The sequence below is a fragment of the Stutzerimonas sp. S1 genome (assembly GCF_025966695.1).
Classification (GTDB): Bacteria; Pseudomonadota; Gammaproteobacteria; order Pseudomonadales; family Pseudomonadaceae; genus Stutzerimonas.
In genome coordinates, this window is the sequence record NZ_JAOEIY010000002.1 from 543,663 (window position 1) to 566,705 (window position 23,043).

26 protein-coding genes are annotated in these 23,043 nt (G+C 61.1%); 7 read left to right on the top strand and 19 right to left on the bottom strand.

The window, feature by feature from the left end:
* Nucleotides 1-11: 11 nt before the first annotated feature.
* Nucleotides 12-839 (bottom strand): ammonia-dependent NAD(+) synthetase, encoded by an 828-nt coding sequence (nadE, locus tag N8H22_RS06395; RefSeq protein ID WP_264589775.1) that lies wholly within the window; start codon nt 837-839, stop codon nt 12-14.
* A gap of 200 nt (nt 840-1,039) precedes the next feature.
* On the opposite strand from nadE, the gene hemN reads away from it, so the two are divergent.
* The 4 genes from hemN (at nt 1,040) to N8H22_RS06415 (ending at nt 4,466) form a co-directional block, all read left to right on the top strand.
* A complete protein-coding gene (gene hemN, locus N8H22_RS06400; RefSeq protein ID WP_264589776.1) occupies nt 1,040-2,422 on the top strand; it encodes an oxygen-independent coproporphyrinogen III oxidase in 1,383 nt (460 codons plus the stop codon).
* A gap of 107 nt (nt 2,423-2,529) precedes the next feature.
* A complete protein-coding gene (gene fnr / locus N8H22_RS06405) occupies nt 2,530-3,264 on the top strand; it encodes a fumarate/nitrate reduction transcriptional regulator Fnr (protein ID WP_264589777.1) in 735 nt (244 codons plus the stop codon).
* A 10-nt stretch (nt 3,265-3,274) separates the two neighbouring features.
* Nucleotides 3,275-3,823 (top strand): adenine phosphoribosyltransferase, encoded by a 549-nt coding sequence (locus N8H22_RS06410; RefSeq protein WP_264589778.1) that lies wholly within the window; start codon nt 3,275-3,277, stop codon nt 3,821-3,823.
* Between the two features lie 34 nt (nt 3,824-3,857).
* Nucleotides 3,858-4,466 carry an SCO family protein gene (locus N8H22_RS06415; protein WP_264589779.1) on the top strand — a complete coding sequence of 203 codons (609 nt, stop codon included), beginning with the start codon at nt 3,858-3,860 and terminating at the stop codon, nt 4,464-4,466.
* A gap of 45 nt (nt 4,467-4,511) precedes the next feature.
* On the opposite strand, the gene N8H22_RS06420 is transcribed toward N8H22_RS06415, so the two are convergent.
* From N8H22_RS06420 to pdxB, 8 genes are all read right to left on the bottom strand, one after another.
* Nucleotides 4,512-5,213 (bottom strand): transporter substrate-binding domain-containing protein, encoded by a 702-nt coding sequence (locus N8H22_RS06420; protein WP_264589780.1) that lies wholly within the window; start codon nt 5,211-5,213, stop codon nt 4,512-4,514.
* Nucleotides 5,214-5,223: 10 nt separating this feature from the next.
* Nucleotides 5,224-5,997 carry an ABC transporter permease gene (locus N8H22_RS06425; RefSeq protein ID WP_264589781.1) on the bottom strand — a complete coding sequence of 258 codons (774 nt, stop codon included), beginning with the start codon at nt 5,995-5,997 and terminating at the stop codon, nt 5,224-5,226.
* On the bottom strand, nt 5,994-6,740 hold the full coding sequence (locus tag N8H22_RS06430) for an ABC transporter ATP-binding protein (protein WP_264589782.1): 747 nt from the start codon (nt 6,738-6,740) through the stop codon (nt 5,994-5,996). Before N8H22_RS06430 ends, N8H22_RS06425 begins: the two co-directional genes overlap by 4 nt.
* Before the next feature lie 93 nt (nt 6,741-6,833).
* Nucleotides 6,834-7,823, bottom strand: a complete 990-nt coding sequence (locus N8H22_RS06435; protein ID WP_264589783.1) for an ABC transporter substrate-binding protein — start codon at nt 7,821-7,823, stop codon at nt 6,834-6,836.
* Nucleotides 7,824-8,007: 184 nt separating this feature from the next.
* Entirely contained in the window at nt 8,008-8,607 is a 600-nt protein-coding gene (gene recR, locus N8H22_RS06440; RefSeq protein WP_264589784.1) for a recombination mediator RecR, read from the bottom strand.
* Between the two features lie 114 nt (nt 8,608-8,721).
* The gene (locus N8H22_RS06445) at nt 8,722-9,048 is read right to left on the bottom strand and encodes a YbaB/EbfC family nucleoid-associated protein (RefSeq protein ID WP_003285344.1); all 327 of its coding nucleotides are present in this window, start codon (nt 9,046-9,048) and stop codon (nt 8,722-8,724) included.
* 19 nt (nt 9,049-9,067) lie between these two features.
* Nucleotides 9,068-11,089: a DNA polymerase III subunit gamma/tau gene (gene dnaX, locus N8H22_RS06450; RefSeq protein ID WP_264589785.1), complete on the bottom strand. Its 2,022-nt coding sequence runs from the start codon at nt 11,087-11,089 to the stop codon at nt 9,068-9,070.
* A gap of 89 nt (nt 11,090-11,178) precedes the next feature.
* Complete coding sequence (gene pdxB / locus N8H22_RS06455; protein WP_264589786.1) at nt 11,179-12,321, bottom strand: 4-phosphoerythronate dehydrogenase PdxB; 1,143 nt, start codon at nt 12,319-12,321, stop codon at nt 11,179-11,181.
* 119 nt (nt 12,322-12,440) lie between these two features.
* On the opposite strand from pdxB, the gene N8H22_RS06460 reads away from it, so the two are divergent.
* Nucleotides 12,441-13,898: an MATE family efflux transporter gene (locus N8H22_RS06460; RefSeq protein WP_264589787.1), complete on the top strand. Its 1,458-nt coding sequence runs from the start codon at nt 12,441-12,443 to the stop codon at nt 13,896-13,898.
* Here N8H22_RS06460 and N8H22_RS06465 read toward each other — a convergent pair.
* Nucleotides 13,845-14,561 (bottom strand): sulfite exporter TauE/SafE family protein, encoded by a 717-nt coding sequence (locus N8H22_RS06465; RefSeq protein WP_264589841.1) that lies wholly within the window; start codon nt 14,559-14,561, stop codon nt 13,845-13,847. The two genes, N8H22_RS06460 and N8H22_RS06465, sit on opposite strands and share 54 nt — an antisense overlap.
* 144 nt (nt 14,562-14,705) lie before the next feature.
* On the opposite strand from N8H22_RS06465, the gene N8H22_RS06470 reads away from it, so the two are divergent.
* Entirely contained in the window at nt 14,706-15,662 is a 957-nt protein-coding gene (locus N8H22_RS06470) for a LysR family transcriptional regulator (RefSeq protein WP_264589788.1), read from the top strand.
* Nucleotides 15,663-15,675: 13 nt separating this feature from the next.
* On the opposite strand, the gene N8H22_RS06475 is transcribed toward N8H22_RS06470, so the two are convergent.
* A complete protein-coding gene (locus N8H22_RS06475) occupies nt 15,676-16,017 on the bottom strand; it encodes a ribonuclease E inhibitor RraB (RefSeq protein WP_264589789.1) in 342 nt (113 codons plus the stop codon).
* A gap of 229 nt (nt 16,018-16,246) precedes the next feature.
* Complete coding sequence (gene speE / locus N8H22_RS06480; RefSeq protein ID WP_264589790.1) at nt 16,247-17,107, bottom strand: polyamine aminopropyltransferase; 861 nt, start codon at nt 17,105-17,107, stop codon at nt 16,247-16,249.
* Between the two features lie 199 nt (nt 17,108-17,306).
* On the opposite strand from speE, the gene N8H22_RS06485 reads away from it, so the two are divergent.
* Nucleotides 17,307-18,194, top strand: a complete 888-nt coding sequence (locus tag N8H22_RS06485) for an AlkA N-terminal domain-containing protein (protein ID WP_264589791.1) — start codon at nt 17,307-17,309, stop codon at nt 18,192-18,194.
* Between the two features lie 6 nt (nt 18,195-18,200).
* On the opposite strand, the gene N8H22_RS06490 is transcribed toward N8H22_RS06485, so the two are convergent.
* The 7 genes from N8H22_RS06490 to aroC all read right to left on the bottom strand — a co-directional run bounded on the left by N8H22_RS06490 (nt 18,201) and on the right by aroC (nt 22,891).
* Nucleotides 18,201-18,392 (bottom strand): PLDc N-terminal domain-containing protein, encoded by a 192-nt coding sequence (locus tag N8H22_RS06490; RefSeq protein WP_264589792.1) that lies wholly within the window; start codon nt 18,390-18,392, stop codon nt 18,201-18,203.
* Between the two features lie 4 nt (nt 18,393-18,396).
* Nucleotides 18,397-18,609 carry a PLD nuclease N-terminal domain-containing protein gene (locus N8H22_RS06495; protein WP_264589793.1) on the bottom strand — a complete coding sequence of 71 codons (213 nt, stop codon included), beginning with the start codon at nt 18,607-18,609 and terminating at the stop codon, nt 18,397-18,399.
* Nucleotides 18,610-18,679: 70 nt separating this feature from the next.
* Nucleotides 18,680-19,363, bottom strand: a complete 684-nt coding sequence (gene mtnC, locus N8H22_RS06500) for an acireductone synthase (RefSeq protein ID WP_264589794.1) — start codon at nt 19,361-19,363, stop codon at nt 18,680-18,682.
* A 2-nt stretch (nt 19,364-19,365) separates the two neighbouring features.
* Nucleotides 19,366-19,911, bottom strand: a complete 546-nt coding sequence (locus N8H22_RS06505) for an acireductone dioxygenase (protein ID WP_264589795.1) — start codon at nt 19,909-19,911, stop codon at nt 19,366-19,368.
* A 53-nt stretch (nt 19,912-19,964) separates the two neighbouring features.
* Nucleotides 19,965-20,585 (bottom strand): methylthioribulose 1-phosphate dehydratase, encoded by a 621-nt coding sequence (locus N8H22_RS06510; protein ID WP_264589796.1) that lies wholly within the window; start codon nt 20,583-20,585, stop codon nt 19,965-19,967.
* The gene (locus N8H22_RS06515; RefSeq protein ID WP_264589797.1) at nt 20,569-21,729 is read right to left on the bottom strand and encodes an MFS transporter; all 1,161 of its coding nucleotides are present in this window, start codon (nt 21,727-21,729) and stop codon (nt 20,569-20,571) included. The genes N8H22_RS06510 and N8H22_RS06515 overlap by 17 nt, the downstream gene beginning before the upstream one ends.
* Nucleotides 21,730-21,799: 70 nt before the next feature.
* On the bottom strand, nt 21,800-22,891 hold the full coding sequence (gene aroC, locus N8H22_RS06520) for a chorismate synthase (protein ID WP_264589798.1): 1,092 nt from the start codon (nt 22,889-22,891) through the stop codon (nt 21,800-21,802).
* Between the last annotated feature and the right edge of the window lie 152 nt (nt 22,892-23,043).

Consider the following 23,043-nt stretch of genomic DNA (forward strand, 5'->3'; position numbering starts at 1 on the left):
TGCCTGGTGACTCAAGGCTCCTTCGGCAACTGCCGCTTGTGCGCTGTTTTGTCGAACGTCTCGACGATGATCCGTGCCGCCTCCGCTGATACCTCCTGGCCCAGCAAAAACGCGTCGATATCCCGATAAGCGACACCGTGTGCATCTTCATCAGGCTTACCGGGCACAAGTTCTTCCAGATCCGCTGTCGGTACCTTATGTACCAATTGCTCCGGCGCGCCGAGTGCTGCCGCGAGCTGGCGCACCTGATCTTTAACCAATCCAGCTAGTGGTGTTAGGTCGCACGCGCCATCGCCGAACTTGGTGAAAAAGCCCATCACTGCTTCGGCAGCATGATCAGTTCCAATCACCAGTCCCTGGCGCGCATTCGCGATGGTGTACTGCGCAACCATGCGCATCCTCGCCTTGGTGTTACCCAGCACGAAGTCACGTTTTTCGGCAGTCAGCGGCTCCAGCGCCTCGGTGGCCTGAGAAAGCCCAAGTACCGCAGCACCGATGTTCACGGTGTGGCACTCGTCTGGCTTGATCGTATCGACCGCTAGTTGGGCCTCGTGCTCATCCTGTTGAACCTGGTAAGGCAAGCGCACCGCAATGAAACGATAGTCGTCACCTTCACCTGCCTCTCGCATCCCTTCGACGGCGCGCTGGGCAAGCAGTCCGGCGGTAGTCGAGTCCACCCCACCACTGATCCCCAGCACCAGCGTCTTCATCCCTGATTCGCGAAGGCAATTCTGAATGAAACGCACCCGACGTTCGATTTGTGCCTGAATCGCAGCCGCCCCCTCGAATGGCGGCTGTACCTTGAGTGCTGCGGCGATCTCCGCTTGACGGCTGTGCATAACTTCTCCTTCGGCCCTTAGGCTCACATGGATGTGGACGATAAACGTATTCATCCGACCACGATCTGGTGAGGAATTTCTCGATTCGTGCCGCTGATAACGGCTGCGGCGCTAGCGTCAGGGCTAGTTTGATACAGGTCAAGTCGATCGGTCAGCACCCCCCCTAGAATCCCGCTACCGCCGCCAACCGGGAAAGCCAGATGCTTGATTCCATTCGCTGGGACTCCGACTTGATCCGTCGCTACGATCAAGCAGGGCCGCGCTATACCTCGTATCCGACGGCGGTCCAATTCAACGGCAACATCGGCTCATTCGACTTGCTGCATGCCTTGCGAAGCAGCCGTCATGCTTCACGCCCTCTATCTCTCTATATCCACCTGCCCTTCTGCGCCAACGTCTGCTACTACTGCGGCTGCAATAAAGTTATCACCAAGGATCACGGCCGCGCGTTGCCCTATCTCGAACGACTCGAGAAGGAGATCGAGCTAGTGGCTTGTCATCTCGGCCCAGATCAGGTTGTCGAGCAGCTGCATTTCGGCGGCGGTACCCCTACCTTCCTCAGCCACGACGAACTGCGTCGACTGATGTCGCATTTGCAGAAACATTTCAACCTGCAGGACGACGATCATGGCGACTTCAGCATCGAGATCGATCCGCGGGAAGCCGACTGGTCAACCATGGGTCTGTTGCGCGGACTGGGTTTCAACCGGATCAGCATTGGCGTTCAGGATCTGGATCCGGAAGTGCAGCGTGCGGTGAATCGCATGCAGACGCTCGAGCAGACCAGCACCATCATCGAAGCAGCACGGACGCTGCAGTTTCGTTCGGTGAACATCGACCTGATCTACGGTCTTCCAATGCAGAACCCAGAGCGCTTTGCCAGCACCGTACAAGCAATTATCGGATTGCAGCCGGATCGGCTATCACTATTCAACTATGCACACCTGCCTGAGCGCTTCATGCCGCAACGGCGAATCAACGCCGCCGATCTACCATCACCTGCCACCAAGCTCACCATGCTCCAGCACAGCATCGAGCAGTTGACCGACGCTGGATATCGTTACATCGGCATGGACCACTTTGCACTCCCCGACGATGACCTGGCTATGGCGCAGGAAGACGGCACCCTGCAACGCAATTTTCAGGGCTACACAACCCATGGCCATTGCGATCTCATCGGCCTCGGTGTATCGGCCATCAGCCAGGTAGGCGATCTGTACTGCCAGAACAGTAGCGACATCACCATTTATCAACAGACTCTCGACCAAGGGCAACTGCCGACGATACGCGGGTTACGTTGTAATGAAGACGACCGTATCCGTCGTATGGTTATCCAAAAACTGATCTGCGATTTCGAGTTGAGCTTCGGTGCCGTTGAAGAAAGTTTTTCGATAGATTTCAAAAGCTACTTCCGCGACGCCTGGCCGAGCCTTGAGCAAATGGCCGTAGACGGACTGATCGAACTCACTGACCGGCATCTGCTGATCCAGCCGGCGGGACGTCTGCTGGTCCGTTCGGTCTGCATGCTGTTCGATCATTACCTCCATGAACATGCCGGCCAACGCTATTCGCGAGTGATCTAACGATTTGCGCTGCCCTCTTCTCGTCATGTGCGACCGTCAGGCCGATTGGATATTGGCGCCTGCTGGGTTAACCTTGCCCGCTATACAACGGCTTTCAGGAACCCCCTATGCCCGAGTCGATCAAGGTCCGTGCGCAGCGCCAAGCTCACTGCAAGGATTGCAGCCTTTCCGGCCTCTGTTTACCGCTGTCGTTGAACATGCAGGACATGGAGGCGCTGGACGATATCGTCAAGCGTGGACGCCCGCTCAAGAAGGGCGAAACCTTGTTTCGCCAAGGCGACACTTTCAGTTCTGTATTCGCGGTCCGCTCCGGTGCGCTACGAACATTCAGCGTGACCGACGGTGGCGAGGAGCAGATCACCGGCTTCCATCTGCCTAGCGAGCTGGTGGGTCTTTCCGGCATGGATACCGAAAGCTATCCGGTATCAGCGCAGGCACTGGAAACCACGTCGGTTTGTGAAATACCGTTCGATCGACTCGACGAACTGAGCGTGATGCTGCCGCAGCTACGTCGCCAGCTCATGCGCATCATGAGCCGCGAAATCCGCGATGATCAGCAGATGATGCTGCTGCTCTCGAAGAAAACCGCCGACGAGCGTATCGCCACCTTCCTGATCAACCTATCGGCACGCTTCAGCGCCCGTGGCTTCTCGGCCAACCAGTTCCGCCTACCCATGTCGCGCAACGAGATTGGCAATTACTTGGGCCTGGCCGTGGAAACCGTATCTCGCGTATTTACTCGCTTCCAACAGAACGGCTTGCTCGAGGCGGAAGGCAAGGAAGTTCGCATTGTCGACTCCATCGGGCTGTGTGCTCTTGCTGGCGGTGCCATGGAAGTCTAACGGGGCAGCAATGATCTTCGACGAGTACAGCATCAAGACCCTGATTCGCCCAGTGCCCGACTTTCCCAGCCCCGGCGTGGTATTCCGTGACATCACGCCGATGCTGCAGTCGCCCAAAGCCCTGCGGATGGTGGCCGACAGTTTCATTCAGCGCTATGTGGAGGCCGACTTCAGTCATATCGGTGCACTGGATGCCCGAGGCTTCCTGATTGGATCGATTCTGGCCTACGAACTGAACAAGCCGTTGGTGCTGTTCCGCAAGCAGGGCAAGTTACCGGCAGATGTTCTCTCGCAATCCTATTGCACCGAATACGGCGAAGCGCATCTGGAGATTCATGCCGACAGCCTTTGTGAAGGCGATTCAGTGCTGTTGTTCGATGACCTGATCGCGACCGGCGGCACGCTGCTTGCCGCTGCGCAGCTGGTGCGCCGGATGCGTGCCAACATCTTCGAAGCTGCCGCCATCATCGACCTACCGGAACTCGGCGGCTCGCAGAAGTTGCAGGACATGGACATACCTACCTTCACCCTCACGGCGTTCGCCCTCAGCGATCGCTAAGCGGCGAGGGTAACCTCGCTTCCCCGGTATCCTCATGAGTATCACCGCTCTTCGCGTCGCTCTACTCGCCGCATTGCTACTAGTCACCCCTGCTTTTGCGCTGGATCGCAATGCTTTGCTCGACGAGGCAAATCTGTTGCTTTTACCGCGCGAACGCCCGCTGCCCAGCCTCCAGCTTACCGACCAGAATGGTCGCCCGTTCAGTACTGATGCTTTGCGCGGCCGTTGGCACATGCTGTTCTTCGGCTTCACCGCCTGCCCGGATATCTGTCCGACTACGCTCAGCGATATGCGACGCTTGCTGGGAAAAATGGACCCCAAAGTGCGTGAGCAGATCCAGCTGGTGCTTGTAACTGCAGATCCTGCGCGCGACAGCCCTGAACAATTGAAGAGCTATCTCAGCTATTACCGGGCAGAATTCAAGGGACTGACAGGCGAGCTGAGCGAGCTGAAGGCATTATCCCAGGCACTCGGTTTGCCGTTCGTACCCGCAAGTGAAACCGAGGGCGATTACAGTGTGAGCCACAGCGCCAACATTGCGCTGATCGCGCCCGACGGCAGCCTGCGCGGTCATATCCGGGCCCCATTCAAGCTGGACGGTCTGGCACTGGCGCTGCCCACCCTCCTCACCGAGCAACTGTAAGACCGCTACGCACAGCAGGACCGCCCCCTGATAGTTACAGAACCGTCAGTGGCAATCCAAGGTATCGGCTAGTACGTACGCCTGAAAAGCCACCTCGTCGATCGCGAGCTGCGCCAGCTCGGCTAGCCGCCCATTGCTCTCCCATCGCCGAAGCAGATCATTGATCTCCACCTGCAAGCCTTGCTCCTTGGCTTCGACACTGAACGCCAGTTCTGCTTCCGGAAGCCGGGGCAGAATACGTTTATAGCGACGCCATTCCGGCAACACGGAAAGCGCCTCCAGCAGGCGCGCATCCTCGACCACCGCACGGCACTCACCCAGTTTCAGTCCGATCAGCGCATGCGCCGCACTTGGATAAAACCGGGGAAATACACCGAAACGTGCTTTCACCATCGCAGCGCGGGGATTACCGGCCACGACGCAAACAGGCTCGCCTCGCAACTGGGGCCAATCAAGCGCTCGGTCCTCGGTGGCGACGAGCGCGGTGGTACCGGTACGGTAATAGACTGTCCCGTCGACACCCTCGCCGACCACCAGATCGGCGGCGGTGGCCGCACTCCCCCGTACCCACGTGCGATCGAGCGCCTCGACGAGGGCAACGCTGAACACGGTGTCGAAACTCGCCGCAGCACTGCTCGACAGCGCGCGGTACTCCCCAACAGGCACCACGCGTAGCGGGTCGCCGAACGCCAGCGCAGGCAGACAGCAAGCGCTCAGCAGAGCAGCGCGCGCAACCGAAGAGAGCATCGCACCAGCCTCAGACGTACTGGTAACGCAGCATCCGCTGCTTGAATTTCTCCAATACCACCTGATCGATGAGCGTCGCCAGGATGGCAATCACCAGAATGTTCATCATCACCCCGACCATGTCGGCAATCTCACCGGAATACGCCAGCGAGCGGCCAAGCCCCTGGCCGAAACCGATCAGCATCTCGGCAGAAATCAGTGCCCGCCAGGCGTTACCAAACGCCAGTTGCGCGCCGGTAATCAACTCAGGCATGACCGCTGGCAGATATACGCGGCGCAGCAACTGCCAGCGCGATGCCCCCATTACCCGGGCGGCAGCCACGTGCACTGGCTGTACGCTCTCGGTGGCGTTCATCACCGACAGCGCCATCGGGAAGAAGGCGGCCAAGGCCACCACGACGATGATTGGCAGATTGCCAAAGCCCATGACGATCAGAAACAGGGGCACCCAGGCGATCGAAGGAATCGACTGCAGGATGACGATCGCCGAACGCAGGATCTCGCGGAAGAAGAACAGCACCCCCCCTACCAGTCCAAAACCGATGCCGAACAGCAACGCAAAACTGTAACCGCTGCCGAGACGACTCATGCTGCCGTACAGCCCCTCGCGGAACTCGGGCTCCTGCACGGCCCCCACCATTCGTTCAAAGACTGTGGGTATTCCGGGCATCAGGAATGCAGGCAGACTCCAGGCGGCGGCCTGCCAGATCAGGAGGATGAAGAGAATCGCCAACACTACGGCGAAATATTTCTTCGGACCGGTCAAACGACGTCCCTGGCTCATACGTGCTCAACCTCCGTCTTGATACCCAACAGGCGCAGGATCTCGCGGCGCTCGGCGGCGAACTCGGAAAGATCGTGACTCTTCTCGCAATGGGTAAAGTTGAAGGTCTTCAGCACCCGAGCTGGACGCGCACTGAATACCAGCACGTGATCGGCAAGATAGAGCGCCTCATCAACATCATGCGTCACCAACAGCACAGTCGGCTGATGCTCTTCGATCAGCTCGCGCAGCACATCCTGCAGCGCCATGCGCGTCAGTGCGTCGAGCGCACCGAATGGCTCATCCAGCAGCAGCACCTCGGGCTTGGCGATGAATGCACGAGCCAGTGCAGTGCGCTGACGCATGCCGCCAGACACCTGATGGGGATAGTAATGCTCGAAGCCCTTGAGATTGACACGTGCCAACCAGGTCTCGGCCTGCTCGAACGCACTTGCCTTGCCGATACCCTGCAACTCTAGCGCCATGGCCACATTGGCCTGCAGACTGAGCCAGGGGTACAACGCATGCTCCTGGAACACCAAAGTGCGTCGAGGACTCGGAGTGGATATCGGCTGCTCATCAGCCAGTACGCGGCCTGCAGTTGGTTTCTCCAAGCCTGCCACCAGATGCAAGAGGGTCGACTTGCCACAACCCGACGGGCCGACGAGCGCAACCAACTCACCCTGAGCGAATTCACCACTGAAGCCCTTGATGACCTCCAACTGTCCGAAACGCTTGTCTACTTCTTCAAACCTGAGCTGCATAAAAACTCTTGAAAATAAATGTGCCCGTCCTAAACGAGCCAAACAAAGACTGCCCGACAAGCGGGCAGTCCGTTGTATGTGTTCGGTTACGAATCAGAGCTCGCGTGCTTCCTGCCAAGACAGATCCAGGATTGCACGAGTGTCGAACGGCTTGCCGTCGCGAGTCTTCAGCGACCCCAGCTCCTGCAGGATATCGGCAAGCTCCTGGATCCGTGCCAGATCCTGCTCGTCCAGCTTGGCGCTGAAGGTTTGAGTAGCGATCGCCTCCTGGATGACAACCTCACGGGCCAGCTCACCACGCTTGAGGGTCTTCAACGTCGGCTCGGCAATGAAGTAATCAGCGATTAGCTTGGCAGCATCGGCGGGTTGCTGTTCGAGCATGTCGATCGCCTCGCGTTGTGCATCGAGGGACTTCCATACCGCATCCTTGCGCTTGGCCAGCGTGTCGCCCGAAGTGATAACAACCATGCAGGGAAATGGCCAGACTTCGCCAATCTCGTAGACCTGCCGAACCGGCGCGACCAGTTGAGCGATACGGTCATACGGCTCAAACAGGAAGGCAGCGTCCACACGCCCCGAAACCAACGACTGCACTGCCACCGCCGGACTGACGCCCATGATGTTTACATCGCTTGGGCGCAGCCCCGCGGCTTTCAGCGTCACGCCACGCAGCACCGCATCGGCGGTACTACCTTCGCGCTGGGACGCCAGGCTGCGATCCTTGAGACCGGCCACCTCGGTGATGCCGGTATCCTCGCGCACGAGGATCGAGTGGTAGCCCTGTTGAGCGCCACCCACCACTTTCAGGTCAGCTCCCTTCGATGCCCAGGCCACGGCGTTGGTAAAACCCAGTACACCGGTATCGAGCTGCCCGCCGACGATCGCCTTGATCAGGTCGGTGCCGGAACTGAACTCGACCAGCTCCACATCAAGGCCATGCTTCTTGTAGAGACCAGCCTCGTGGGCAACCATCGCCTGGGCGTCGTCCATCACCCGGATGTAGCCAACCTTGAGTTTGTCTTGCGCTTGGGCGAAAGCGCTGACAAGCAACAGTGCCGGAAAGAGCCAAAGCTTTGCTTTCATTACGACCTCGATTGAGCTGCACGCAAAGAGATGCCACATATAACCAAAAACAAGATTCTTATTCTTTTTGGCTATCTGGCTAATTTGGCTTAGAACTTTACATGAATCGAGGCGAACGGGGCACTAGCGAAACGCTATAAGGTTAAAGCGTCGGGGCATACCGCGTGCAACGCCCCGGACGCAGTCAGAGACTAATCGGCTTGCGTCCTGCCAGAGCGTGGGCCAGCGTGCCGCCATCGACCAGATCAAGCTCGCCGCCCAGCGGTACACCGTGGGCGATTCGACTGATGGTCAACCCTTTCGGGATCAGTAACTGGGCAATGTAATGCGCAGTGGCTTCGCCCTCGACGGTTGGATTCGTCGCCAGGATCACTTCAGTGAAGGCGCCTTCAGCGACCCGCACCAGCAGCTCGGGAATACCGATGGCCTCCGGCCCGAGGCCATCGAGTGGCGAAAGATGCCCCTTGAGAACGAAATAGCGGCCGCGAAAGCCGGTCTGCTCGACGGCGAACACGTCGACGGGACTCTGCACCACGCACAGCAACGAATCGTCTCGCCGCGGATCGGCACATTGTTGGCACAGGTCATCTTCGCTGAGCGTGCGGCACTGCCGACAGTAGCCCACCCCTTCCATCGCCCGGGTCAGAGCCTGCGCCAGACGCAAGCCACCGCTGCGGTCGCGCTCGAGCAGCTGCAAGGCCATGCGCTGTGCAGTCTTCTGCCCGACACCGGGAAGAATTCGCAACGCATCGATAAGTTGACGAATCAGGGGACTGAAGCTCATGACATTACCAATTAGGACTACTTAAGAGAGAGCACTGCCAGCCAGCGTAGGCATCCCATCGGAACGGCCGCTAAGGCGCGGCCATGATCCGTTACTGGTGCAACCGAGCCGCTATCAGAACGGCATCTTGAAACCAGGCGGTAGTTGCATACCGGCAGTCATGCCCGACATCTTTTCCTGGCTGTTCTGCTCGATCTTGCGCACCGCATCATTGACCGCGGCGGCGATCAGATCTTCGAGGATCTCCTTGTCCTCCTGCATCAAGCTGTCGTCGAGACTGACACGCTTGACGTCATGTCGACCGTTCATCACCACGCTCACCAGGCCGGCCCCGGATTGGCCGGTAACCTCGGCGTTCGCCAGCTCCTCCTGCATCTTCTGCATTTTTTCCTGCATCTGCTGCGCCTGCTTCATCAGGCCGGCCATGCCACCTTTCATCATGGGTATCACCTCAAATGGATTAGGGTTCGGTGTGTTCTACGGGTTCGATGGTGCCGTCACGAATCACGGCGGCAAACTGCTGCATCAACTGCTGCACCATGGGGTCAGCCTGGATCGCCACTTCCGCCGCTCGCTGACGCTCCTCGCGGCGACGCGCAGCCGCCTGGGCCGGCGTTTCCTGCTGTGGCTTCTTGAGTTCGATCTCCAGTTTCAGGGTCCGGCCGTGATACTGATTGAGAGCATCATTCAGACGCCGCTGTTGGGTGGCGTTGAATAACGCGCTCTGTGCCGGATCCAGGTGCATGAGCCAGCGATCGCCGTCCACCTCGATCAGGCTGCAGTTGGCGGCAATGCTGCCAGTCAGCCCCGACAGGCCTAGCTTGAGATACAGCTCCAGCCATTCAGCTGCCAGTCCCGTGGCAGGCTCGGCCGCTGGTAGCAGCTCGCTGGAACTCGGCTCCGACGCCGGTTCGACGAGATCATCCAGATAGGCTTCGACCTGATTCTCGACCTCGAAATAATCTTCATCGGTCAGTGGCGGTTCGTCATCGTCAGGCTCTTCATCCTGAGCAACGGAAGCGACATGGTCCGTCGCGTCAGGTACCGCCAACGGCTGCTCGACAGCTGTAGCTTCGACTACTACCGCAGGCGTACTCGGCGGCTCTGCCCACGGCACATCGATGATCGGCGGCGAAGCCGGAACCGCGACTGCCGCGCTTTCGGGCGCCACGGAAACGGATCCGACCGGCTTCGACTCGAGCACCGGCGAATGCTCTGCCGCTCGCTCGCCCATCACGGCGGCATCCGTTGACGCCATAGCGGTCTGCGCTTGGGTAACAGACGCATCGACCGGCGCCACAACGGCAGCCGGCATGGCCACCGGCGCCTTGCGGGAATCAGCCGTGGCCTGGCTGACTCCCAGATTCTTTAATGATGTTCGCGGCGCATCTTCACTATCGGCGGGACGGAAGGCGAGCATGCGCAGCAACACCATCTCGAAGCCACTGCGCGGATCTGGCGCCAGCGGCAGATCGCGTCGACCGATCAGGCCCATCTGGTAATAGAACTGTACGTCTTCTGCCGGCAGCGCCTGCGCCAGGGCAAGTACGCGATCACGATCGCCCTGACCGTTGTCCACCGCCTCCGGCAGGGCCTGGGCGATGGCCACGCGGTGCAGCACATTGAGTATCTCAGCCAGTACGCCGGTCCAGTCCGGGCCCTGTTCAGCCAGATGGCGAACCGCTTCAAGCAACGCTCGCGCGTCGCCTTCGAGCAACGCCTGCAATACACCGTAGACCTGGCCGTGATCGAGCGTGCCAAGCATGGCTCGAACATCGGCAGCGAGCACTTTACCTTCGCCGAAGGCGATCGCCTGGTCGGTCAGGCTCATCGCGTCGCGCATCGAACCGTCCGCAGCGCGACCGAGCAGCCACAGGGCATCATCCTCGAATGGCACGTTTTCGACGGTCAGCACGTGGGTCAGGTGCTCGACCACCCGCTCCGGCGGCATGTTCTTCAACGAGAACTGCAAGCAACGCGAGAGAATGGTGACCGGCAGCTTCTGCGGATCGGTGGTCGCCAAGAGGAACTTGACGTGAGGTGGCGGCTCCTCGAGGGTCTTGAGCAGCGCATTGAATGAGTGCGACGAGAGCATGTGCACTTCGTCGATCAGATAGACCTTGTAACGTCCGCGGCTAGGCGCGTACTGCACGTTATCCAACAGCTCGCGCGTGTCTTCGACTTTGGTACGGCTCGCGGCGTCCACCTCGATCAGATCGACGAAGCGCCCTTCGTCGATCTCCCGGCACACCGAACACTCGCCACACGGCGTCGAGCTCACACCGGCCTCGCAATTCAGACACTTGGCGATGATCCGCGCGATGGTCGTCTTGCCGACTCCCCGGGTACCGGTGAAAAGATAAGCATGGTGCAGACGCTGGTTATCCAGCGCATTGATCAGGGCCTTGAGCACATGCGTCTGGCCGACCATTTCGCGGAACGAGCGCGGACGCCATTTACGGGCTAGAACCTGATAACTCATAACACCATCATGGGCTGAAGCGGAGGACGGGTAATGCTAGCGGAGCAGGCCGCAAATTGCATCCAGCCGCACGCAATCGGCCAAACAGCCTAGCCTAGCTGCGCCCCCAGCCCGCGTACGATGCTCGCGAGCGCGGTGCTTCCACCATGAATACTTACCTGCACCCCATCGATCTCCCGACGAGGCGGATACGCTTTGCGCAGCTGGTCAAATGCTGCACGGCGCTGCATCTCATTGCCGACCAGGCTGCGGCGGAACGCGGCATCATCGCTGCGCGGGTCATAAATCGCGCGGCACAACGTAGCCAGCACGTAACGAGGATCAGCATCGGCAGCGAAGCTCAGTGCTTGCAACGCGGGTGGCGGCATCAATTCTTCCAGTGTCACCGTAGGGGCCAGTCCTCGGCTTGCGCAGAATGCCTGATAGATCTGCGCGGTACCGCGCAACTTGCCGTCCAGACTGTACCCGGCGATATGGGGTGTCGCGATACGACATAGCTCGGCCAACCCGACATCAACCTGCGGCTCGCCCTCCCAGACATCCAGCACCGCCTGCACGTCCGGACGGCTCTGCAGCACTTCACGCAGCGCGACGTTATCCACCACCGGACCGCGACTGGCGTTGATCAGCCAGCTACCAGGCCGTAGTTGCGCCAGTTTAGCGGCGTCGAATAAATGAAAGGTCGAATGCGCGCCCTGCAGGTTCAATGGAGTGTGCAGGCTGATTGCGTCGCACTCGGCGATGATCTCGGCCAGCGAGACGAAATCACCGGCCTCCGACGCCTGCCGTGGCGGATCGCAGACACGCACGTCCCAGCCCAGGCCACGCAACACTTCTACCAGACGCCCGCCGACCTCGCCCGCACCCACGACTCCATAACGCCGACTCGCGAGATCCGCGCCCTGCTGTTCGGCCAGGGCCAGCAGACTGCCTAGAACATAGTCCACCACACCGCGCGCATTGCAGCCCGGTGCGCTGGCCCACTCGATGCCGGCCTCGTAGAAATAGTTCAGGTCGAGATGGTCGGTACCAATGGTGCAAGTGCCGACGAAACGTACCGGCGTACCGGCAAGTAATTCGCGGTCGACGCGGGTAACCGAGCGCACCAGCAGTACGTCGGCCTGCTCCAATGCCGTGCGATTGATCGATCGGCCCGCCATACGACGAATCGTGCCGAAATCGGCAAAAAAGGCATCGACCAGAGGAATGTTCTCATCGGCGAGGATACGCATGGCAGGCTCCGTTTCAGATGCGCCCCATTCTAGACGGCTTGTCGCTGTTTTTCCGCCTTCCGACACGCTGCGGCGCGGCGTAGACTACCCCGCTCTTTGTATACAACCGGAACGATGCAATGCCTACTGAGCCGCGACTCAGACGGGTTCAGATCGAGCTTCGTACGCTCTTCGCCCTCGCCCTGCCGATGATGATCGCCCAACTGGCCAATACCGCGATGGGCTTCGTCGACACGGTGATGGCTGGCCGTGTCAGTGCCCACGACCTGGCTGCGGTAGCGCTGGGCAATTCCATCTGGGTGCCGGTATTCCTGCTGCTGACTGGCGTGATCCTGGCGACCACGCCCAATGTCGCGCAGCACTTCGGTGCCGGGCGATTCGAACGGATCGGCCCGCTGGTGCGTCAGGCCCTGTGGATGGGTGGCGGCCTCGGCGGCTTGTGCGCCATTGTGATGTGGAATGCGGAGCCAGTGCTGCACTGGATGAAGGTCGAACCCGTGTTGATCGATCCCAGCATGGCCTATCTGCGCGCAGTCGCCTGCGGTTTCCCGGCTATCGGCCTGTACCAGGTGCTGCGCTGCTACAGCGATGGCCTCGGTCACTCGCGGCCAAGCATGGTGCTGGGCATCCTCGGCCTGCTGTTGAACATCCCTCTCAACTACATCTTCATCTACGGCAAGCTCGGTGCTCCCGCGCTCGGCGGCGTCGGCTGCGGCGTCGCAACCGCGCTGGTGATGCTGTTCATGCTACTGGGCATGCTGTTCTGGGTCAGACGGGCCGCCCCCTACAGGTCGAGCCAGCTGTTCACCCATTTCGAGCGGCCAAACTGGCCGGCGCTGCGGCACCTGCTCTCGGTCGGGGTGCCGATCGGTATCGCTGTATTTGCGGAAGCCAGCATCTTCTCGGTGATCGCGCTGTTGATCGGGGCGCTGGGCGCCACGGTGGTGGCCGGTCACCAGATCGCGCTGAATTTCACTTCGCTGATTTTCATGATCCCGCTCTCACTGGGCATGGCCGTCACTGTGCGCGTCGGCCAGGCGCTGGGCCGCAATGCGCCGCGAGATGCACGTTTCGCTGCCGGCGTGGGCATGGGTACGGCGCTGGTATATGCCTGCTTTTCCGCCAGCTCGATGTTGCTGTTTGCCGAACAGATCGCCCGCATCTACACGCCGGATCCCGCTGTGATCGCCGTAGCAGCAAGCCTGTTCTTCTATGCGGCGCTGTTCCAGTTCTCCGATGTTGTGCAGGTCACTGCCGCCGGCGCACTGCGCGGCTATCAGGACACGCGCATGACCATGCTGTTCACGCTGTTCGCATACTGGGCCATCGGCTTGCCGATCGGGTATGTGCTCGGATTAACCGACCATCTCGGCACAGCGTCGGGACCCGGCGGCCTGTGGCAGGGTCTGATTGCCGGACTCAGCTGTGCCGCGGTGCTGCTCAGCATCCGTCTGGCCCGAAGCGCACGGCGAACGATCCGGACGCAGGGCCGCGCCAAGCTTCATCCTGAACGAGCGAGCACCTCAGGCCTCCAAAGCCAAAAGGATACCGCTCACCACCAGGAAACCACTGAATAGCACTCGCAGCAGGCGCTCGGGCAAGGCATGCGCCAGCTTTACGCCAAGACTGATGCTGAGCAACCCTCCAACCGCCAGCGGCAGGCCAAGCATCCAGTTGACCTGTCCATGCAGTGCGTAGGTCATCAGGGTTACCCCGGTGCTCGGCGCTGCAAGCGATAGCGATAGACCTTGCGCCACCACCTGGCTGGTGCCGAACACGCTGGTCAGCACCGGCGTCGCCAACACCGCACCACCTACACCGAAGAGGCCACCCAGCGCTCCGGCGCCGGCCCCCAGCGCGCCCAGCCAGGGCCAAGGATGGCGCAACTGCGTACTCCCTGGCGTCGAGCGAAGAAATGCCCGCATCAGCGTATAGGCCGCCAGCACGAAGAGAAAACCGACAAAGGCCAGGCGCATCCTCCCGGCATCCAGGGATACTGCCAGCGCCGCACCAAGAATGGCGAAGCAGAAGCTGGGCACGGCCAGCGCAGCGGCATGACGAAAGTCGATCCGGTTGCGTTGATGGTAACGCCAGATCGCCAGCAGCACGTTCGGCACCACCATCACCAGCGCGGTGCCCTGGGCGAGCTGCTGATCGAGCCCGAACAGCACTCCCAGAACCGGTATCGCAATCAATCCGCCGCCGATGCCGAACAACCCGCCAAGAGCCCCTAGTGCCATGCCAAGAAGCACATTCAGGACGATATCAACTACAGGCACTGCACTGCTCCAGTGTAAAAACGTAATGGTAGGACTACGCGCTTGGTGCGTACACGCACAACCCTGCACAATGGCTTTGCATAAATCGCAATAGCGAGGATCTCAGTGCAGACAAACCTTTTCGCCGAACAGCTACGACTGTTCCTCGATGTATTGGAATCCGGCAATTTTTCCGCGGCGGCGCGGGTGCATGGCCTGACACCCTCATCGGTTGCCCGTCGTATCGATGCGCTGGAGCGTTCGCTTGGCTGTCAGCTGTTCAGCCGTAGCACCCACGGCATTCGCAGTACACCGGCTGCACTGGCATTCGCGGAACGCGCCCAGCGCATCGTCCGAGAACTGCAACTGGCTCGCGCTGAAGCCTCTGCGCTGGACAGCAAGCCAGAAGGCTTGATCCGCATCGATGCACCGTCGCCCTTTGGCCGCCGTCATCTGGCACCCGCGCTTGCCGAGTTTCTTGGCGCCTATTCCGGCGTGGACGTCCAGCTGCGCCTGATCGACAGCTTCGTCGATCTGCACGGACAACATCTGGGCAAGGTCGATCTGGTTCTGCGAATAGGCCCGCTCGCCGACACGCGACTAGTGGCGACGCCATTGGCGCCGATGGTACGCATCGCCTGCGCCAGCCCTGGCTACCTGCAGCGTCACGGTACACCGCTGCAGCCTCGCGAACTGCTGGAGCACGATGGCCTCGATTGGGACGCCCTCGCCCCACCCCATGCCTGGCGCTTTGAAGACGACGGCGCACAACGTCTGTTCCGGCCACGTCGTCTACGCATGGTCGCCAACAACGCCGAAGCCTTGTTGTCAGGCGTACTCGCGGGACTGGGCATCGCCCATTTGCCGACCTGGTTGATCAGCGAGTACCTGCTGCGAGGCGAGTTGTTGCCGCTGTTTTGCGAGCAAGGTCTACCGAAGCCCGAAGCCAGCGGCATCTATGCGCTGCGCCTGACCCGCGAAGCCGACTCGCGTACTCGGTTGCTACTGGAATTTCTGAAGAATCGCTTCGGCCCAGTCCCACCCTGGGACCAGGCGCTACAAAGCGGATTCATGCGTAGTTGAGGCTTAGCAGGTGTCAGAAGCCGCGATCGCCCAGTTCCTGGGTGACGCCCCAGCCATCGAGCACACCGCCGAGTGGCTCGACCAGATCTTCCAGATCCTGTTCGAAGTCCCCGATGCCGTCGAACGTGGCGTACATGACCTTGCTGACCTGCAGATTCCAGGCACCGTCCTCACGAGGAAGAATCTGCGCATTGATGGATTCGCCGCGGAAACTGCGCGCTGCCACATGCGCGCGATCGCGATCTGGAAACACCGCATAGAACTCGATGGGATGGACCCGGGTGAAATCGAAACCGCCCTCTTTCATCTGGCGAAGAACATTGCTGCTGACATCCTCGTGGAAGGTGGCACTCATGATTTGAACCTCCTCTCGATCGATGGATGAAACAATTCTCCCGAATAATGGCCTGCGACACGCAATACGCAACGCGCCAACGGCCTGTTATCACATCTGAGTATGGGATGCCCGCTGTGTTCACGCCACGACAATTCCCGCGCGCAAAAAATCGACGCGCACGGACGTCGCGTTACCAAGGCAAGTAGGGAGGAAGCAGGCGCCTGCTCGTAACAGACGCCTTGGAGCATCAGTCGTTGCTGGGCTTGTTGATAGCCTGCAGGACGTACTGCGGCAGTGCGAAGGCGCCGATGTGGACGTGCGGATTGTAATAGCGGGTGACAATTCCGCTGCCGGCAAAACGCTGTGCCAGTGTCTCCAACGGCAGTTTTCGGCTGTCGGCACTGCAGGCGCCCCAGGCGAACGTCATTGCACCACCGATATAGGTCGGCACCGCGGCCTGATAGAAATGCCAGTCGGCAAACAAGCCCTGCATGCGCTTGGCCGTAGTCTGCACCTCACCCAGCTGCATGAACGGTGTGCCATTCTGGGTGGCCAGAATGCCGCCGTCGTTCAGGCAGCGGCGACAGGCTTGATAGAAGTTCTCCGAAAACAACACTTCGCCCGGACCGATGGGGTCGGTGGAATCGGAGATGATCACATCGAACTTTTCCTCGGTGGTGGCGACGAAGTGCATGCCGTCGTCGATCACCAGATTGAGCCGCGGATCGTCGAACGCGCCAGCGGAATGGTTCGGCAGGAACTCCTTGCACATGTCCACCACGGTGCCGTCGATCTCGACCATGGTGATGCTCTCGATATCGCGGTGACGCGCCACTTCACGCAGGATGCCGCCGTCGCCGCCACCGATGATCAGCACCCGACGGGCCAGGCCGTGGGCCAGAATCGGCACGTGAGTGAGCATTTCGTGGTAGATGAACTCGTCGGCTTCGGTGGTCTGGATAACCCCGTCCAGAGCCATCACACGGCCCATGCGGGCATTCTCGAAGATCACCAGATGCTGATGTTCGGTACGCACTTCATGCAGCAGCTTGTCCATCTGGAACCGCTGGCCGTATCCCTCGTAGAGAGTTTCCTGATAGTCGCTCATGGGGGTCTCCCTTGGCAGAGGTGGCAACCTTACAAAGCTGGCAACCGTCTGCTAACTGGCTGGCGTAACGGGCAACGGCGCGCCGTTGCCCAAAGAAAAAGAGGCGCATTCTACGTTGGCTGGTATGACAGGGGGAACCTTGCACTTTGAAAGCACACTTTGGAACGACAGGCAGCAAGCAACGGCCTAAGCTGCGCCCATGACCGAATCCGCGCTGCTGCCGTACCTGCCGCCGTGGGACTGGCAACAGTTCCATAGCCACTTCGCCTTGCGGCTGCTGCCCGGGGTCGAAGCGCTCGACGACGACCGCTACAGCCGTAGCGTACGGCTGCGCGACAGCTGCGGCTGGTTCAGTGTGCGGCCGATCGCAGACCACCCTGCTCTGGAGCTTACGTTCGGAGATTCGTTGCGCCCGTACGGACAGCAACTGCTGAGCAGAGTACGCACGATGTTCGATCTGGACGCCGATCCGCACACCATCGTCCGGAATTTTGCCGCCGATCCGCTGCTCGGGCCGCTGGTAGCTGCGAATCCGGGACTGCGCCTGCCGACCGCTTTCGATCCGTTCGAGCAGGCCGTACGCGCCATCGTCGGTCAGCAGGTCACGGTCAAGGCAGCCGTGACCATTACTCGCCGCCTGGTGGAGCGCCTCGGCGAACCTTTGCCGAATGCGCCGGCGCCACTGGCATTGTTGTTCCCGGCGGCGCAGCGCATCGCCGAAGACTCTCTCCCCAACATCGGTATGCCGGGTCGCCGCGTCGAAGCGCTGCGCCGATTCGCTGGAGCGGTCGCCGAGGGCGCGCTGCAGTTGCACGCCGAGGACGGCGCCGACGCGTTGGTAAGACGCCTTTGCGCGCTACCTGGCATCGGCCCGTGGACCGCCGAGTACATCGCCTTGCGTGGTTTCGGTGAGGCCGATGCGTTCCCCGCCGCCGATCTGGGGCTGCTCAAGGCCCCGGTCTGGGGCGCGGCCGGCGTCTCGGCCAAGGCGCTCGGTGCACGCGCGCAGGCCTGGCGACCGTGGCGCGCCTACGCAACCATACATCTCTGGCACGATTACTCCACGGGACCCACGGATCGCTCCTGAAAGCTGCTACAGCCGAGCTTTGCCGAACGGCCAGACTGCGGCCGCCCACATCACCACGCCAACCACAGGTAGCAGCAGGATCACCAGGCTCCAGACGATCTTGCGACCCAACTCGATGCGGCTGCACCAGACATGCACGATCGCAATCAGATCGAGCAGCGCTACGGCAACGGCCAGCGGTCCGCTGAGACTGTCCATCGCGTCAGGGCCGGACCGGCCCACGATCATCTGGGCGGTTGCCCCGGGGACCCATGATGCCCCAGATGATCAGGCCGACGAGCGGCAGAATAACGATCAGTAGCACCCATAGAACCTTCTTGCCGGTGGCACTGTCGCTGCGTAGCACGCTGATGATGGCCCAGATATCCAGGATCAGGATGATCAGACCGAAGAAACCGCCGAAGGCATCCGACATGAGTACGCTCCTGTTGGGATAGGTACGTACTTAGGATGCCCCCGCGCCGGCAGGGTTCAGTGCAGTGCGGTCAGAGCTGCGCCGGCTCGATCGCGGCGAAGCTGGAAACGGTCGTGTGACCATCAAGCGCGCCACCGTGCCGCGCCAGGCCGAAGGTGCGCATACCGGCCTGCCGCGCCGCATCGAGTTCCTCGACCACGTCGGAGAGAAACAGCACCTGCTCGGCCGGGAGGCCGATCGCGGCAGCGATGCGCCGGTAGGAATCCGCCTCGCGCTTGTGCCCGCTGGTGGTATCGAAGTAGCCGGAAAACAGCGGGGTCAGGTCGCCCGCCTCCGAGCAACCGAAAATCAGCTTCTGCGCCTGGATCGAACCCGACGAATAAACGTACAGGTCGAAACCGAGCTGCTTCCAGCGTTTCAGCGCCGCCACCGCATCCGGATAGACGTGCCCCTTCAGTTGCCCGGCCCGATAGCCTTCGGCCCAGACCATACCCTGCAGTGCTTTGAGCGAGGTGGCCTTGCGGTCGCTGGCGATCCAGTCGAGCAGGATATCGATCACCCGTTCGACATCTGCGTCGGCTTCGCCACTTTCACTGCGCACCGCTTCGATCTGGGCCGCCACTGCGGGTTCATCGGCATGGCTGCGGACGTACTGCGGCAGATGTTCGCGGGCATACGGAAACAGCACGTCGAAGACGAAACTCACCGCACTGGTGGTGCCCTCGATGTCAGTAAGGATGGCTTTGATTGGCATCCTCAGTCCTCCAACCGGGGGAACTGGTCTGCAATGCGCTCGCCGGTGAACTGCGCAACCCAGCCTTCCGGGTTGTTGAACATCCGGATAGCGACGAAATGCGGATTCTCGCCCATGTCGAACCAGTGGCGAGTACCGGCCGGTACCGAGATCAGATCGTTCTTTTCGCACAGCACGGCATAGACCATATCGTCGATGTGCAGGGTGAACAGCCCGCGACCGGCGACGAAGAAGCGGACCTCGTCTTCAGCGTGACGGTGCTCGTCGAGGAACTTAGCGCGCAGCTCGGCCTTCTGCGGATGGTCGCTGGTCAGGCTGATGACATCGACCGTGACATAGCCGCGCTCGGCCATCAGCTTGTCGATCTGCGGTCGATAGGCCGCGATGACCTCGTCCTGACTCGCGCCAGCGGCGATCGGCGCACTGGCTTCCCAGCGCTCCAGACGTACACCAACATCGCCCAGGGTCGCGGCGATGTCTTCGATATGGGTCAGCACCTTGAGCGGCTGTTCGGGACGATTCTCGTGGTAAACGCTGAGGACACTCATGTTCGGCTCTCCGAAAGTCTTTTAGCCGGTCGGTTGCCGGCAACGGCAGGAATTTATTTGGTTTGCAGGGCACGCATCTTCAGTTCGCAATCAAAGAGGAACTCAAACGCCTCGATCTGCCGCAGCGCATCGCTCATCTTCTCTCCCCAGGTGTACAGACCGTGGCCGCGGATCAGGTAGCCGACACAGTCCGGATGTTCGTCAAGCCAGGGTTGCACCTTCGCTGCCAGGCGGCCGATGTCCTGATCGTTGTCGAAGATCGGTATCAGCACTTGTGCTTCATGACTCGAGATGCCGCTGAAAGCCTTCTGCAGTTCGTAGTCGGCAAACACCAATGAATCGCCCAAAGTCAGGCGCGAGAGCACCGTGGCGTTGACTGAGTGGGTGTGCAGTACTGCGCCGATCTCTGGCTTCCAGCGGTAGAGCTGGGTGTGTAGCAGCGTTTCGGCGGAGGGCTTCTTGCCCTCCTCCAGACTGTTGCCATCCATGTCGACGGCGAGCAGATCGTCGCGCCCCAACTCACCCTTGTGCTTGCCGGACACGGTGAGCAGCACCTCGGCGCTGGTCAGTCGGGCGGAGTAGTTGCTACTGGTGGCCGGCGACCAGCCACGACCGTAGAGAAAGCGCCCAGCGTCAATGATCGCCTGGGCCAGATGTTCACGCGTGGCAGTCATGCCGGTCCTCCTGCAAACGGAAAGCAATGATAACGGCTGCAGCCAGAGCCGCCAGGCTGGCGATGGCGAAGGTCCACTGCGGACCGAGGCTGCTCCAGCTGTAACCGGAATACAACGCACCCAGCGCTCCGCCGACGCCGGCCAAGGTGGCATACAAAGCCTGCCCCTGGCCCTGCTGGCGAGAGCCGAAGCTGCGCTGGACGAAGTGGATGGCTGCAGCATGAAAGCTACCGAACGTCGCGGCGTGCATCAGCTGGGCAATCAGCAGCAATGCCAGATGATCCGCCAGCCCGCCCAAGATGAGCCAGCGCAACGCGGCCAACAGAAAACTTGCAGCCAGTACCTGGCGCAGCGTGAAGCGCTCCAATAGGCGCGCCATTCCCAGAAACAGCAGAATTTCCGCCACTACACCCAGCGCCCAGAGCAGGCCGATGGTACTGCGGGCATAACCCAACGCTTCCAGATGGATGCTTAGAAAGGTGTAGTAGGGCCCGTGGGAGAGCTGCATCAGTCCCACGCTGAGGTAGAACGCTAGAACGCCGGGCCGGCACAGCTGGCGCAGGAAGCCGCCCTGCTCCGTCAGCTCCCGGTGGGCAGGCTCGGCGTTCGGCACCCACAGGCTGCTGACGACGATACCAGTCATGATTGCCAGTACCACCAGCGGATAAACATCCAGACCCAGCCCCTCGAACGCCAGCCCCAGACCGACCACGGCGAGAATGAAGCCGATGCTGCCCCACAGACGAATCTGACTGTAGCGCGCCGGCTGCTCGCGCAGATGCGCCAGGGTGATCACCTCGAACTGCGGCAGAACCGCATGCCAGAAGAACGCATGCAAGGCCATCACCAGCGCGAGCCAGGCATAGCTCTTGTCGATGAGAATCAGACTGAACGACAGCAGTGTGCACAGCGCACCCAGTCGTACGATACGTAGGCGCTGCCCGGTCACGTCGCCGAGCCAGCCCCAGAGATTGGGCGCGATGCAGCGCATCAGCATGGGTATCGCCACCAGCTCACCGATGCGCGCCGGCGAGAAGCCCAAGTGCTCGAAATACAGACCGAGAAACGGCGCAGTCGCACCCAGCAGACCAAAATAGAACAGGTAAAAGCCAGACAGGCGCCAGTAAGGCAACGCTGGCGGCATCACGCCGCCTGAACGCGAGGTGACGCCTGCCGGAAAGCGGTCAACGCCAGCATCCGACGCACGTCCGCCCTCACAGTTGTGGCAACACCGGAGTAGTTACCCGTACATCGGCATTCTGCGCGCGGTGACGCAACAGGTGGTCCAGCAGCACGATAGCCATCATCGCCTCGGCGATCGGCGTCGCGCGGATGCCGACACAGGGGTCGTGACGGCCCTTGGTAATGACATCCACCGCTTCGCCGTTCACATCGATGGAGCGACCGGGGGTGGTGATGCTCGAGGTCGGCTTGAGCGCCAAGTGGGCGACGATCGGCTGGCCGCTGGAGATGCCGCCGAGAATGCCGCCCGCGTTATTGGACAGAAAGCCCTGCGGGGTCAGCTCGTCGCGGTGCTCGGTGCCGCGCTGGGCCACCGAGGCGAAACCGGCGCCGATCTCGACACCCTTGACCGCGTTGATGCTCATCAACGCGTGGGCCAGCTCGGCGTCCAGTCGGTCGAAGATCGGCTCGCCGAGGCCCGGCGGCACGCCCTCGGCGACCACGGTGATCTTTGCGCCCACCGAATCCTGGTCACGGCGCAGCTGGTCCATGTAGGCCTCCAGCTCCGGCACCTTGTCCGGGTCAGAGCTGAAGAAGGCGTTCTGCTCGACGCTGTCCCAGGTCTTGAACGGAATCTCGATCGGGCCGAGCTGACTCATGTAGCCGCGCACCTGGATGCCCAGGGTCGCCAGGTACTTCTTGGCGATGGCACCGGCGGCGACGCGCATGGCGGTCTCGCGCGCCGAACTGCGGCCGCCGCCGCGGTAGTCGCGCAAGCCGTACTTATGATGGTAGGTGTAGTCGGCGTGGGCCGGACGGAACAGGTCCTTGATGGCCGAGTAGTCCTTGGACTTCTGGTCAGTGTTGCGGATCAAGAGGCCGATCGGGCAACCGGTGGTTTTGCCCTCGAACACGCCGGAGAGGATTTCCACCTCGTCGGCTTCCTGGCGCTGCGTGGTATGTCGGCTGGTGCCGGGCTTGCGACGGTCGAGGTCGCGCTGCAGGTCTTCCAGCGTCAGCTCCAGCCCGGGTGGGCAGCCATCGACGATGGCCACCAGCGCAGGACCATGGCTTTCGCCGGCGGTGGTGACGGTGAACAGCTTGCCGTAGGTATTGCCGGACATGCAGGACGCTCCGCGATCGACCGAAAAACAGGGGCCGGAAGTATACCTGAGCCGCGCCTGGTTTCATCGCCCCTGGCGGCAGAGCATACTGGCGCGACGGCGAACCTTGCCGGCATCACCGCATCCAAACGCCTTTGTGCCCAGCGAACCCA

What these genes read in the sequence shown, in the direction of transcription:
- N8H22_RS06505 (WP_264589795.1), bottom strand. Translation starts at nt 19,911, where the DNA reads ATGAGTGTCCTCAGCGTTTACCACGAGAATCGTCCCGAACAGCCGCTC.
- fnr (WP_264589777.1), top strand. Translation starts at nt 2,530, where the DNA reads ATGCCCGAGTCGATCAAGGTCCGTGCGCAGCGCCAAGCTCACTGCAAG.
- N8H22_RS06465 (WP_264589841.1), bottom strand. Translation starts at nt 14,561, where the DNA reads ATGGCACTAGGGGCTCTTGGCGGGTTGTTCGGCATCGGCGGCGGATTG.
- recR (WP_264589784.1), bottom strand. Translation starts at nt 8,607, where the DNA reads ATGAGCTTCAGTCCCCTGATTCGTCAACTTATCGATGCGTTGCGAATT.
- nadE (WP_264589775.1), bottom strand. Translation starts at nt 839, where the DNA reads ATGCACAGCCGTCAAGCGGAGATCGCCGCAGCACTCAAGGTACAGCCG.
- hemN (WP_264589776.1), top strand. Translation starts at nt 1,040, where the DNA reads ATGCTTGATTCCATTCGCTGGGACTCCGACTTGATCCGTCGCTACGAT.
- N8H22_RS06410 (WP_264589778.1), top strand. Translation starts at nt 3,275, where the DNA reads ATGATCTTCGACGAGTACAGCATCAAGACCCTGATTCGCCCAGTGCCC.
- N8H22_RS06420 (WP_264589780.1), bottom strand. Translation starts at nt 5,213, where the DNA reads ATGCTCTCTTCGGTTGCGCGCGCTGCTCTGCTGAGCGCTTGCTGTCTG.
- dnaX (WP_264589785.1), bottom strand. Translation starts at nt 11,089, where the DNA reads ATGAGTTATCAGGTTCTAGCCCGTAAATGGCGTCCGCGCTCGTTCCGC.
- N8H22_RS06485 (WP_264589791.1), top strand. Translation starts at nt 17,307, where the DNA reads ATGACCGAATCCGCGCTGCTGCCGTACCTGCCGCCGTGGGACTGGCAA.
- N8H22_RS06475 (WP_264589789.1), bottom strand. Translation starts at nt 16,017, where the DNA reads ATGAGTGCCACCTTCCACGAGGATGTCAGCAGCAATGTTCTTCGCCAG.
- speE (WP_264589790.1), bottom strand. Translation starts at nt 17,107, where the DNA reads ATGAGCGACTATCAGGAAACTCTCTACGAGGGATACGGCCAGCGGTTC.
- aroC (WP_264589798.1), bottom strand. Translation starts at nt 22,891, where the DNA reads ATGTCCGGCAATACCTACGGCAAGCTGTTCACCGTCACCACCGCCGGC.
- N8H22_RS06510 (WP_264589796.1), bottom strand. Translation starts at nt 20,585, where the DNA reads ATGACTGCCACGCGTGAACATCTGGCCCAGGCGATCATTGACGCTGGG.
- mtnC (WP_264589794.1), bottom strand. Translation starts at nt 19,363, where the DNA reads ATGCCAATCAAAGCCATCCTTACTGACATCGAGGGCACCACCAGTGCG.
- N8H22_RS06495 (WP_264589793.1), bottom strand. Translation starts at nt 18,609, where the DNA reads ATGTCGGATGCCTTCGGCGGTTTCTTCGGTCTGATCATCCTGATCCTG.
- N8H22_RS06445 (WP_003285344.1), bottom strand. Translation starts at nt 9,048, where the DNA reads ATGATGAAAGGTGGCATGGCCGGCCTGATGAAGCAGGCGCAGCAGATG.
- N8H22_RS06425 (WP_264589781.1), bottom strand. Translation starts at nt 5,997, where the DNA reads ATGAGCCAGGGACGTCGTTTGACCGGTCCGAAGAAATATTTCGCCGTA.
- N8H22_RS06435 (WP_264589783.1), bottom strand. Translation starts at nt 7,823, where the DNA reads ATGAAAGCAAAGCTTTGGCTCTTTCCGGCACTGTTGCTTGTCAGCGCT.
- pdxB (WP_264589786.1), bottom strand. Translation starts at nt 12,321, where the DNA reads ATGCGTATCCTCGCCGATGAGAACATTCCTCTGGTCGATGCCTTTTTT.
- N8H22_RS06490 (WP_264589792.1), bottom strand. Translation starts at nt 18,392, where the DNA reads ATGGACAGTCTCAGCGGACCGCTGGCCGTTGCCGTAGCGCTGCTCGAT.
- N8H22_RS06415 (WP_264589779.1), top strand. Translation starts at nt 3,858, where the DNA reads ATGAGTATCACCGCTCTTCGCGTCGCTCTACTCGCCGCATTGCTACTA.
- N8H22_RS06515 (WP_264589797.1), bottom strand. Translation starts at nt 21,729, where the DNA reads ATGCCGCCAGCGTTGCCTTACTGGCGCCTGTCTGGCTTTTACCTGTTC.
- N8H22_RS06460 (WP_264589787.1), top strand. Translation starts at nt 12,441, where the DNA reads ATGCCTACTGAGCCGCGACTCAGACGGGTTCAGATCGAGCTTCGTACG.
- N8H22_RS06430 (WP_264589782.1), bottom strand. Translation starts at nt 6,740, where the DNA reads ATGCAGCTCAGGTTTGAAGAAGTAGACAAGCGTTTCGGACAGTTGGAG.